We start from the raw sequence: 13,859 nt of genomic DNA, 5'->3' as shown, positions 1-13,859 counted from the left end.
TTTTGTTTTCCCAACAAATCGTTACAGACAACACGCTAACTCCGCAACAACTTATCCAAAATCTGGTAGGTGAAAATTGTGCTTCTGTTAACAACATCTCATCACCTCAAAACGGCAATGTTAATAATATTACAAGTTTTGGAAGCTTTGATAGAGGCTCCTCTAATTTCCCTCTAGAGAGCGGTATTATATTATCTACAGGTAATGTAACAAATGCTGGCAACTCTATCTTCTCAGACAATCTTAGTGATGGTGATCTTAACTGGCAAACAGATCCAGACGTATTGAATGTACTTGGAATAGATCAAACCCTTAACGCAACCTCAATTCAATTTAATTTTACCACAGCCAACAACTTTGTTGCTTTTAAATACCTTTTTGCATCAGACGAATACCAACAAGATTACCCTTGTACTTTTAAAGATGTATTTGCCATTTTAATCAGACCTGCTGGCAGCTCTGATCCTTATGTAAATATTGCATTAGTACCCGAAACAGCTACAGAAATTAGCACTAACACAATCCATCCAAATATCAATGGCTTTTGTGATGCCATGAATGAAGATTATTTTCAGGGTTACAATTTACCGAGTACAAACTTCAATGGTCAATCTACAGTATTAATAGCCAATACAGCAGTTATACCTAATGAAGAATATGAAATAAAATTTGTAATCGCAGATCATATTGACGAGCGTTTTGATTCTGCAGTTTTTATTGAGGCTGAAGGCTTTGGTGGAGCAATAGATCTTGGACCAGACCAATCTGTTTGCGGTAGTAATCTTACTCTCAACGCAGACATTAATAACCCATCTGCTATTTATACGTGGTTTTTGAATGGTAATCCGATAGCAGGAGAAAACAATCCAACATTACTAGCTGAACAATCTGGATCATATAATGTTGAGATTACAATTCCTAGTGCAGACAATAACTGTATGTTAGAAGACAGCATTGAGATTGAAATAATACCCTATCAGGAAGCTGCATATATTGAAGATCTTTCTGTATGTGACCCTGCACCTAGTGATGGAGTTTACGATTTTGATTTGGAACTCTTAAAGAACGACGAAATTCTAGCCGAATTACCAGCTTCTAATTATATTATTTCGTATCATACCAGTCAAGAAGATGCACAAAACAACATAAATCCTATATTGGGTATCTATCAAAACACTCAACAAGAAGAAACCATATATGTAAAGATAGAGAGTTTGAGTGGTGATTGTTTACAAATTGGAAATTTTCAAATCATTGTCAATGATGCACCGAACACTTTAGATTATACAATTGATGTTTGTAATAGTGAAATAGACGACGTCAGCGTTACCAACCTAAGTAGTTTAGATTTTAGAGTATCAAACTTTGAGTTTAACACTTCAGTTACTTACTACCTTAATGAAAGTGATGCTATTAATCAGATTAACGAGATTGAAGATATACCTTCTATAGAAAATGAAATTCCTTTTTTTATTGCAAGAGTAGAAAGTCTTTTTAACGATTGTTATGCCTTAGCAACTATTTATTTTGATTATCAATATCCACTTGAAGGGATGCCAGATAAATTTGTATTTGATATGTGCTTACCCTTGGACTTTGAATTTATTGATTATGACGAAGGTGTAGCATACGATTTTGATTCCATGGTTTATACGTATGATTTGTTAGAATATCATCAACTCCTTGAGGAGCAATATCCTGGTTTTACATTTAGAACCTTACTATTTCCATTACTTCCACCAGAAGAAATAACGACTTCATCAACCGAAGTTATAGTTCCATTAGCTGTATCCTCAGGCGATTTTTGTGAAATAACAATTACTATGGAAATACATAAAAATCTACTCTATAGTATTTTTGGTCAGGAAACTAACATAGAACGCTGCGATGATAGTTCTAATGATGGTATAGTAGATTTTGACCTATTGGATGTGTCAGAAGAAATTAAGCGTGGTTATGATATTGAAGTTGTATTTTATCAAACCGAAGAAGATGCAATAAGCCAAGTGAACCCTATTGACCAATCACTACCATATTCTGCTACCAATGCGCACGAATTGTTTATTGGAAGTTCGTATGAAGATTGCTCATATATCTCAAAGTTAAGATTAAATATTCTTGAATCCACTTCGTTGTCTCCGCAAGTGGCAACTACCTGTGGTATTTACAACGCTGATGATGATACTACAACCATTTTTTTGCAACAATTCAACAATTTAATGGCACAAGACGTATTGACTAATAATGTTGATTATTATTTAACTGAAGAAGATGCCATAAATGAGGAGAATGTATTAGGAAATACTTATGATGTTACCGGTAACACACAACGTTTTTATGTTAAAATAAATGATTTATTTCTGCAATGTGCAGATATAACAACTTTAGATATTACAATTCCTCAACAAATAGAAATTAACCCATTACAGCCATTAATTGCCTGTGATGATAACCTTGACGGATTTGAAATCGTTGATTTGGCAAATCATTTTGAATCTGTTTTTGACAACTCTAGTGATTACAACATATCATATTATTCATCTTCTGAAGATGCTTTTGAAGGAATTAATCCAATTGACAACCCAAGCGAGTACAACACAGCCTCTGACGAAATTTTTATTAGGATTCAAGTTCCTGAAGTTGATTGCTTTGCCATTAATAATTTTGAAATACAAATTTACGATGTACCTCAAATCGAAAACACTTTCAATTATGTCAATTGTGAGGTAGATTCTAACATGTCTTCTAATTTTATTTTTGAAGATAAAGACTCTGAGATTATTGGCAACCAACAAGGCATGCAAGTCCTCTATTTTGAAACTGAAAACGATGCCATAAATAGAGAAAACGAAATAGATAAAACGGTCCCTTATCAAAATACGTCAAATCCTCAAACCATTTATGCTAGATTAGAAAATGAATCCGGTAATGCATGTTACAATATTGCGCCTATTCAAATTGAAGTGAGACAAGCACCAGATTATAACGCTCCGAGCGACGTTTTCGAATGTGATATAAGCAATACAGGGTTTGCCACAACAGACCTTAACAGTACGGTTGAAGAAATAGCTCTTGGTAGCAGCACAGAATTAAATATATCATTTCATGCCACACCTCTTAATGCAGAACTTGGCACCAATGCCATTCCATTAAATTACACAGCGACAACGAATCCTCAAATTATATATACAAGAATTGAAAATGCCAATTCCGGTTGTTATAATATTGAAAGCTTTAACCTCAATACACTGTCATTGCCTGAGGTAACTTATGGACAATCCTTGGTTGCCTGTGGTAATAATTACGATACTTCTGTTGAGTGGAATTTAACCGAAATTGAACTCAACATCTTAGATGGCAGACAGTACAATATTGACTTTACTTATTTTAATTCTGAAGTTGATGCTCAAAATAATGTAAACGCTATCGGTAATCCTACGACTTATACAAATAGTAACAGTCCTGAGACAGTATATGCCAGAGTTCGTAATGCCACTACAGATTGTTTCTCGGTTGTTCCTTTTGAACTGATTATCAACTCACCTCCTGCCATCAATCAGTTTGGTATTTATGATATTTGTGATAACAACACTAATACTTTAGACTTACACGATATTGATTTATTGTTGGTTAATAATACCTTTAATGTTTTAATCAGTTATTATCAAACTACAGACGATGCCGAAAATGATAATAATGCATTAAGCTCAGATTACATCTACACAAATACTATCGAAAACTTGGTCGCTCGAGTTGAATATACCACTACTGGTTGTTACGCGATTTATCCTTTTGAGTTACATGTCAATCCGCTTCCTCTTGCAAATCAACCTGATGATATAATAGCATGTGATGATGATTTTGACGGACAATTAACTGTTAATTTATCTCAGCAAGATATTTCAATTTTAAATGGTCAAAATCCTGATGAATTCTCAGTGAGTTACTACAACACTGAGGTAAATGCTATTGAAAATAATAATATTTTAACCAATGAATATGTGGCTTCAAACAATGAGGTTATTTTTGCAAGGGTTGAAAACAATATAACAGGTTGTTTCAATATTACGCAATTCTCTGTCATCGTCAATAATAAACCTTTTGTTGCTATTGATGATCAAGTACTTTGTCTCAATGATTTGCCTCTAGTCGTATCTGCCGAAACCAATAATCCGACGCATAGCTATGAATGGTCTACAAATGAAACGTCTTCTTCTATTGAGATTACTACTATTGGGTCCTATTCTGTAACGGTTACCAATGAATTTGGGTGCCAAACCACATCTACATTTTCTGTAACAGAATCTAACTCTGCAGAAATTGATGTTGTTGAGACCATAAATTTTGCAGATCCGAATAACATCATTGTTACAGTAACTGGTATTGGCAATTATCTCTATCAGTTGAATGATGAACCTTTTCAAACTTCGGGAACTTTCTACAATGTTCCTATTGGCCACAACACCATAACCATTATAGACCAAAATGGCTGTGCACAAATTACAAAAGAGGTTTTAGTGATTGATACCCCAAAACATATGACTCCAAATGGTGATGGTCAATACGATACTTGGCATATAACTGGTGTGGAAACGCTTCCTGGTACGGTTATCTATATTTTTGACAGGTATGGTAAACTCATAAAAACACTTCTGCATACTTCTCCAGGTTGGGATGGCTCTTACAATGGTAATCCTGTGCCTGCCGGTGACTATTGGTTTATTGCTAAAGTAATACAAAATAACACCTCTTTTGAGGTTAAAGGTCACTTTGCGCTGAGGCGTTAAAAATTCGTAGCACACCTATAAACCTAATTATTAGGCATTTCAGCATTGAAAATACCCACTATTGGGGATTTTTTATAATTTCAATCTATTGTACTTTGCAATAGCTATTAACCAACCTACAACAACAATGAAATTAAAGAATTATCTAGCTTTACCAATTACGCTATTTTGTTTTCATATTGTTATAAGCCAACAAATTACAACAGACACTTCCTTATCCTTAGAACAACTTATTCAAAATAATCTTGGACAAAATTGTGTGGAAATTTCTAATATTGTTTCAAGTGTTAATGGTTCTGTTAATGGATTTTCAAGCTATGGAAGTTTTGAGAAAGGAAACTCTAACTTCCCTTTTGAAAACGGCATTGTTTTAACAACAGGTAATGTAGATTCCGCCGGAAACATCTTAAACACAGATGTCTTAAACGAAGGTGACGAAACTTGGTTGACAGATTCAGATTTAGAAAATGCTCTTGGCATAACCGACACACATAATGCAACATCTATTCAGTTTAATTTTATATCTGTTGCCAACCAAATTCAGTTTAATTACATATTAGCTTCAGAGGAATATGCACAAAATTTCCCCTGCTCCTATTCAGATGGTTTTGCTTTTTTAATCAGAGAAGCTGGCTCTGCTGATCCGTTCACTAATATCGCCTTAATTCCAGGAACTACGACACCTGTAAACACAAACACTATTCACGATGAAATTATAGAATTTTGTCCTGCCGAAAATGAAGAATATTTTGAAGGTTATAATGTAGGAGACACTAATTACAATGGAAGAACTGTAGTTCTTACGGCAACTGCAGCCATACAACCTAATCTAGAATATGAAATAAAGTTAGTAATAGCAGACCAAAATGATGAAAATTATGATTCTGCAGTTTTTATAGAAGGTAATAGTTTTAATGCCAGTGTAGATCTTGGTCCTGATATTACAACGTGTGGAGAGTCTGTAACCTTAAATGCAGATATACAAAATCCCTTAGCATCCTATCAATGGTTTCAGAACGACAACTTAATTGCTAATGAAAATGGAACAACTTTAGAAGTAACGGCTTCTGGCACATATCATGTAGAAGTCACTATTCAGCTAAACCAAACCTCTTGTGTTATTGAAGATGCTGTTGATATTACTTTAAATTCTGAACAATCTTCAGGTACGATTTCAGACTATCTCTTATGTGATGACATCTCAAATGATGGTGAAGAAGATTTTGATTTAACCTTGAAAGACTATGAGGTTTTAGCATCGGTTCCACCATCAAACTACAATATAAGTTACCATTACTCACAACAAGATGCACAGGATGATAACAATGCCATCTCAGGAATAATTCAAAATACAAGTTCACCTCAACCAATTTACGTAAGAATAGAAGATATTGATAATGGATGCCTTGCTTTTTCAACATTCAATCTAGTTGTTAACGCCACGCCAGAAGTTACAGCGCCAGACCCAATTACTATTTGTCAAGATCCAACTCTAGATGGTGTGACTTATGTAGACTTAACGGAAGCTAATAATCAAATTACAGATGGCAACCCAAACTTATATGTATCTTATCACGACTCACAACCTGAAGCAGATTTAGGTATCAATCCTATTTATTCTCCATATCCGAACAACAATGTTTCTGAAACGTTGTACATACGTGTATATGATGCTACCACAGGTTGTTCTAACACATCGTCCTTAGACATTATTTTTCAATCTGGACCAGCCGTAAATACCGAAAACCAATGGATTAATGCCTGTGAACAAGATTTTGATGGATTTGAAGAATTTGACTTAACTAGTGTAATAGACAATATTCTTCAAGGTTTAACCGGTGTTGAAGTGAGTTTTCATGAATATTTATACGATGCGCAAAACAATATTAATCCTATTGCAAACCCTGAAAACTACCAAAACATAATTCAAAATTTCCAACTAATTTATGTTAGAATTCAAGATGAAACTACTGGTTGCTACACTATAACTAACATAGAACTTCATGCTAATATTATTCAAAATGTATATTCTAATGAAGCCTTTTTAGAATGTGATGACCCTAGTAATGATGGCATAGCAGACTTTGACCTTGCTGCTATAGAAGTTGATTTAGAGGATGGTTATGACGAATTTGAGACTACCTTTTACGAAACCGAAGAAGACAGAGAAAATGAGGTAAATGCGCTAAACGAAAGCATTCCTTATACAGTATCTAATGGCGGTACAACCATATATGCCAAAATAGTTAGTGATGATTGTACCGAACTCGTAGATATTGTGTTACAAGTTGCACCTGCTATTATTTTAACACCACAGGTAGCTGAATATTGCGATGATGGTGTTAATGATGGCTTCACTACATTATTCATGCCCACATTCAACACTATAGCCAGCCAAGGCGTAACACCTGCTAACGTAAAATATTATTTAACTGAGCAAGAAGCTATTGATAATGAAAATATTTTACCAGATTACGTTTACAACAGTACAAATCCTCAGCTTTTTTACATTAGGGTTACAAACACGCAAACAGGATGTTATGGTATTTCAACATTGGAAGTAACAATTGTAGATGCACCTGAGATTATGTACCCAGATCCAATAGTGGTATGTGATGATGATCAGGACGGTATTTCTACGGTAAACTTAGAAAGCCAAATTCCAGACATAATAGCATCTTCAGTTGGGTTTGAAATTACATTTTACACCGACTATAGTAATGCCCTCAGCGCAACAAACCCAATAGAGAATCCTGATAATTATACGACCTCTACACAGTACATGTATACAAGAGTAGAAAATGAAACCACAGGCTGTTATAATATTTCTTCATTTTATGTTTATATAAATACACTTCCTGAATTTGCACCAATTTCAAACTTTGAAAATTGTGAAGCAGATATATCTGGAGTGGCCGATTTTTATTTCTATCTTAAAGACAGTGAAATATTAAATGGACAACCAGATAAATTTGTAACGTATTTTGAAACTGAAGCAGATGCCATTGCCAACACAAATCCTATCGACAAATACTCGGCTTATCAAAACACTTCTAGCCCTCAGACCATTTATGTTAGAGTTGCCAACTTCACAGACGAAAATTGTTTTGGCACATCCTCTTTTGAACTAGAAGTTGGTGCATTACCAATTTATAATGCAGCTGAAAGTATTTTTATTTGTGATGATATTAGTAATGATGGGCTGATCACAGTAGATCTTAACGAAACTATAACTGCAATGGCTGATGGAAGCCCTGAAACCTTAGACATTACGTTTTATACCTCAGAATACAATGCCAATAACAGCTTAGATCCTGTAGACTTAATTTACACTAACTCTACCAATCCTCAACAATTATTTGCTCGTGTAGACAATGGCAATTATTGTCATGGTATTTCTGCTTTTGAAATTAATATTATATCTGCTCCTGTTGTCAATGATGCACCTCCTTTAATTGCTTGTGATAATAATTATGATGGCATTTTAACATGGGATTTAACGCTTTCTGAAGTTGATATTTTAGATGTAAGACAAGATGATATTGTGGTATCTTACTTTGAAAGTATGGAAGATTTGGAAGATGATCTTAATCCAATTTTAAACCCAGAAAACTATACCAATCTTACAAATCCACAAACGGTTTATGTAAAGATTAATAATACTATCAGTAATTGTTTTGTAGCTGTTCCTATTGATATCACCGTAAATTTACCGCCTCCTGTAAATGATTTTATGGCTGTTGAAATATGTGATAATCCGATGTCAAATTTCGATTTAACAACTATTAATTCTATTATTACAGATGATACTACTGGTATCAACTTCACCTATCACAACAATCAAACAGATGCAAATAATAACACTAATCCATTAGACAACAATTACATTTACACAGGCTCATCGCACACAATTTACGCAAGACTAACCTATGCTGATACAGGTTGTTATACCACCTATCCTTTTGAACTTATTATTAATCCACTACCAATTGCGCAGCAACCTCAAGATTTAGAGACCTGTGATGACTTATCTAACGATGGGTTTGAAGTATTTGATCTCTCTAGCCAAAATACGACTATCTTACAATCTCAAGATCCCAATATATTTTTAGTAAGCTATCATAACGGCATGACAGATGCCTTGGAAGGAGACAACAGTTTACCCACAGATTACAATGCCCAAGACAACGAAACCATTGTGGTTAGAGTTGAAAATAGCATTACAGGTTGTTTTTCTACAACAACATTTAACACTATCGTGTATCCTGCACCTTCAGCTGTAAACCCTTTGGTTATTTGTGATACGGATTATGACGGATTAAACACTTTTAACCTTACAGAAGCAGAATCTGAATTGTATACTACCATACCTGATAATGTGACTATTTCGTACTTTGAAACTATTGAAGATTTAGATTCAGATTTAAATAGTATTACAACTCCAGATGCTTATAACAATACAAGCAATCCTCAAACGGTGTACATTAAAGTGTTTAATAATGCTGCTAATTGCTATAGCACAATTCCTTTAGAATTAAATGCTGTTTTACCACCTGCTACCAATGACTTTGAGGTCTATGAGATTTGTGATAATCCAGATAGTAGTTTTGATTTAAGCGAAATAGATTCTGTTATTGTTGATGACACTACAGGATTGGTGTTTTCATATTTTACAAGCTTCAACGATGCCAATTCAGACCTTAATCCACTTTCTGTTAACTATACTTACACAAGTAGTAATGATATCTTATTTGTGAAAGTTACCAGTACAAATACAGGTTGTTTCTACGTTTATGAATTTACACTTCAGGTTAACCCTTTACCAATAGCTAATCAACCTGAAGACATGGAAGTCTGTGATGACGACAGTAACGATGGTTTTGAGATTTTTGACTTAGCTTCCCAAACCAATACTGTTTTGGGGACACAAAGTGCTTCAGAATTTACAGTGTCTTATCACTTAAACACTTTAGATGCCTCTAATGATGAAAATGCGTTAGACGATTTATACAACGGCAACGATAACCAAACAATTATTGTTAGGATTGAAAATAATGAAACACAGTGTTTTAGTCTGACGCAGTTTGTATTGTTTGTTAATCCGTTTCCAAATGAACCAAGTCCAATTACAGAATGTGATATTGATTATGATGGCATTACCAATTTTGATTTAACAACAGCAGAAGCTGAGTTATTTGCCACTTCAGATCCAGATGATATTATTACATATTTTGAATCTATTGATGATTTAAATGCTGATATCAATCCGATTACAAATCCAGACAACTACACTAACTTAAGTAATCCGCAAACTGTTTATATCAAGGTTTACAATACAGTTGCAGACTGTTACAGGTTTGTACCACTGCAACTAAATGTTAATTTACCGCCAGCAATTAACGATTTTGAAGTTTACGAAATTTGCGAAAACGACACCAACAGTTTCGATTTAAGCACCATAGATTCGGTACTTGTTGATAATACCTACAACATACTTATCAACTATTTTACTAGTGAATCTGATGCGCTTCAAAATGAAAATGCGTTGGATAATAATTATACTTACACTACTACAAATGATATTATTTACGTACGTGTAGAATACAGTACAACACATTGTTACCATGTATATCCTTTTGAACTACAAGTAAATCCATTGCCTGTCATCAATCAACCTGAGGACTTAATGGATTGTGATGATGATTTTGATAGCTATTTGATGTTTAATCTGGAATCTCAAACCTCATCAATATTAAACGGATTAAATCCTTCAGACTATAGCGTAACGTATTACAATGACTTGAGTTTAGCGGAAGAAGGCGAAGGTTGGGTTAATAGTGAAGCATATAATGCATATGATGGTGAAACTATCATCGCAAGAGTAGAAAACAACACAACAGGTTGCTACAGTTTAACCACGTTTAACACTATAGTATACCGCAAACCAATAGTGAATATTCCAAATCAAACAATTTGTATAGATAATTTACCATTAATAGTCTCAGCAGATACAGGCTATGATAGTGATAGTTATTTATGGTCTACAAATGCAATTTCAGAAAGCATTGAAATTACTGAGATTGGCACATATTCAGTTTCTGTAACTTCTGAAAATGGTTGCGAAACCACAAGCACATTTAATGTTATAGAATCTGAGTCTGCAATTATTGAACTTACTGAAGTATTAGATTTTTCAGATCCTAATAACATTACTATAACCATAAGTGGTATTGGTAATTACCTCTATATTTTAGATGATGGCGACCCTCAAGAATCTAACATTTTCGAAAATGTGTCTCATGGTTATCACACCATTACCATAATAGATTTAAACGGTTGTGCAGAAGTTACTAAAGAAGTCGTTGTGGTTGATGCGCCTAAATTCTTTACACCAAATGGAGATACTATAAACGAAACCTGGCATATTGTAGGCATTGAAACCTTACCAGGAAGTATTGTCTATATTTTTGATAGATACGGTAAACTCATAAAACAACTTGGCTCTAGCACATCGGGATGGGATGGCACTTATAATGGCAATAATATGCCTGCAAGTGACTATTGGTTTCTTGCAGAAATCAGAGGAGGTGATAAAGCTTTTGATGTAAGAGGTCACTTTGCTTTAAAACGCTAGTTATAATTTAACTTAACACTTTTTAATATTTTCTATGCTTATCTTTGCACTCTCTAAAAATTGAGATGAAGCAGATATTAAAACTTTTTGTATTTTTTATTTCACTATTTACCTACTCACAGAACATTGTAGTTGATAGCCAAACCTTTACTCCACAGCAACTTATAGAAGATATATTAATTGATAGTGACTGTATTACCAATATAGACGTAACTAATGTTATTGGTGGTGATTTTGGCGGTAATGATCAAAGTTATGGGTATTTTGATGCCACAGGAACAAGTTTCCCGTTTGAAACTGGAATCGTTTTAAGTACTGGCAGATTAGTAAATGTACCCGGTCCAAATAATAGCTTAAGTGATGATGATGCACCTAATTGGCCTGGTGATCTTGATTTAGAGAACATCTTAAACGAAAGTAATACATTTAATGCTACAATTTTAGAATTTGATTTTACTGCTGTTGCTTCACAGGTAAGCTTTAGATATTTATTTGCTTCCGAAGAATACCAAGAAAATAATCCTAATAGTTGTGAGTTTTCTGATTTGTTTGGGTTTTTAATAAGACCTACTGCTGGTGACAATCCTTATCAAAACATAGCGTTAGTGCCAGACACCAATACACCTGTAAAGGCAACTACAGTTACACCAGGTGTTCCAGGGTCTTGTCCGCCACAAAACGAATTTTATTTTGGTAATTATAACGGAATTAATTCACCAATAAATTTTAACGGTCAAACAGCTGTTTTAACAGCAACTGCAGATATCATTCCTAATCAATCTTATCATGTAAAACTCGTCATAGCAGACGAGCAAAACTTTCGATATGATTCTGCAGTGTTTTTAGAGGCTGGTAGTTTTCAACTTTCTACAGATTTAGGTCCAAACCGACTTATTTCTACGGGAAATGCATTATGCGAAGGAGAAACTCTAGAGCTCAATGCCAATCATCCTGCTTTAAGTTCATACAGTTGGTACAAAGATGGTGTATTACAAGAGACAACTCCTAACTGTTTAAACTGTGGATATTACACGGTAACAGAACCCGGCACTTACAATGTTGAAGTGACTATCTTAGATGATTGTATTTCTTACGGAGAAATTATTATTGAATATGCGTCATTACCTATTGGTCAAGACTCAATATTAACGGAATGTGATGTGGACACAGACGGATTAACAACCTTTAACCTTTTTGATGCAGAAGGTAGCTTAATCAATAATGATAATTCCTTAACTGTTTCAAATTTTTTCTTAACGGAAGATGACGCAAGAGATAATATAAACTCTATTCCAAATCCAAATAGTTTTGATAATACTGAAGCATTTCAGAATGTATTTGCTCGTGTTATTAACAACGCAAATTGTTTTGATGTGGTTGCTCTAGAATTACAGACTACAAACACCATAATATCAATTCCAGATTTGGGAGCTTGTGATGGCATGGATATGGATGGATTTGCCACATTTACCTTAAACAATATTGAAGCTTCCATTATCGCTCAAATTCCTACAGGTTCTCAAGTAACATATTATGAAACCCTTGAAAATGCTTTAAGCGAAAGCAATTCTTTACCAAACAATTACACCAACATAGCAGCTGATACACAAACCATTTTTGTGAAAATTAAAAACGACAATCAGTGTTTCAGCATTTCTACAGTAAATCTTAATGTACTTTACACTCCTGTTTTAGAAGAAGATGAAACCTTAATTTACTGTACAAATACATTTCCTGAGACCATTACAATTCATGGAGGTGTTCTTAATGACTTACCAAACAATTACTATTACGAATGGTACTTTAATGGTGCTTTGACAGATGTTGACACCTCATTTAATGACATCAATGAAGTAGGAAATTATACCGTAATTGTTACCGATCCTAACGGTTGTTCTTCAAGCCGAACAATAACAGTAAATGCATCTGAAACCGCTATTATTGAAAGTATATCTATTGAAGGTATTTCGCCAAATAATACAATTACAGTAAATGTAACTGGACAAGGCTTTTATGATTATGCCATAGACGATGTAAATGGCTTTTACCAAGAAAGCAATGTATTTACTAATATTCCTGAAGGTGAACATACCATTTATATAAAAGACCGAAATGGTTGTGGTATTGTTGAAGAAACCATAACAATCGTTGGCATCCCTAAATTCTTTACACCAAATGGTGATGATGTTAACGATACATGGCAAATTGTAGGTGCAAATACAGATCTTAATCAAATTGAAAGCTTACTGATTCTTGATCGTTTCGGAAAAATAATGCTACAATCGTATTCTGGCAGTTTTAGTTGGGATGGAAATTATAAAGGCAATCCTATGCCATCAAGCGATTATTGGTATATCGTAAAGTTTAGACAAGACAATTCAAACTACGAAATTAAAGGTCACTTTGCTTTAAAACGTTAATTGATTGCTGCCAATCTT

3 protein-coding genes are annotated in these 13,859 nt (G+C 34.1%); all 3 read left to right on the top strand.

Going from position 1 to position 13,859, the window contains the following annotated elements; all coding sequences use genetic code 11:
- Window positions 1-2 precede the first annotated feature (2 nt).
- The 3 genes from FC091_RS08115 (at window position 3) to FC091_RS08105 (ending at window position 13,841) form a co-directional block, all read left to right on the top strand.
- Complete coding sequence (locus FC091_RS08115) at window positions 3-4,787, top strand: T9SS type B sorting domain-containing protein (protein ID WP_246035824.1); 4,785 nt, start codon at window positions 3-5, stop codon at window positions 4,785-4,787.
- Window positions 4,788-4,914: 127 nt separating this feature from the next.
- On the top strand, window positions 4,915-11,421 hold the full coding sequence (locus tag FC091_RS08110; RefSeq protein WP_138433777.1) for a T9SS type B sorting domain-containing protein: 6,507 nt from the start codon (window positions 4,915-4,917) through the stop codon (window positions 11,419-11,421).
- 65 nt (window positions 11,422-11,486) lie between these two features.
- Window positions 11,487-13,841, top strand: coding sequence for a T9SS type B sorting domain-containing protein (locus tag FC091_RS08105; RefSeq protein ID WP_138433776.1), 2,355 nt, complete (start codon window positions 11,487-11,489; stop codon window positions 13,839-13,841).
- Window positions 13,842-13,859: the final 18 nt, after the last annotated feature.

This window comes from Winogradskyella algicola, assembly GCF_005869935.1.
Lineage (GTDB): Bacteria > Bacteroidota > Bacteroidia > Flavobacteriales > Flavobacteriaceae > Winogradskyella > Winogradskyella algicola.
Note: the sequence above shows the minus strand (reverse complement) of the source record. Positions and strands in the feature narration are given on the sequence as shown.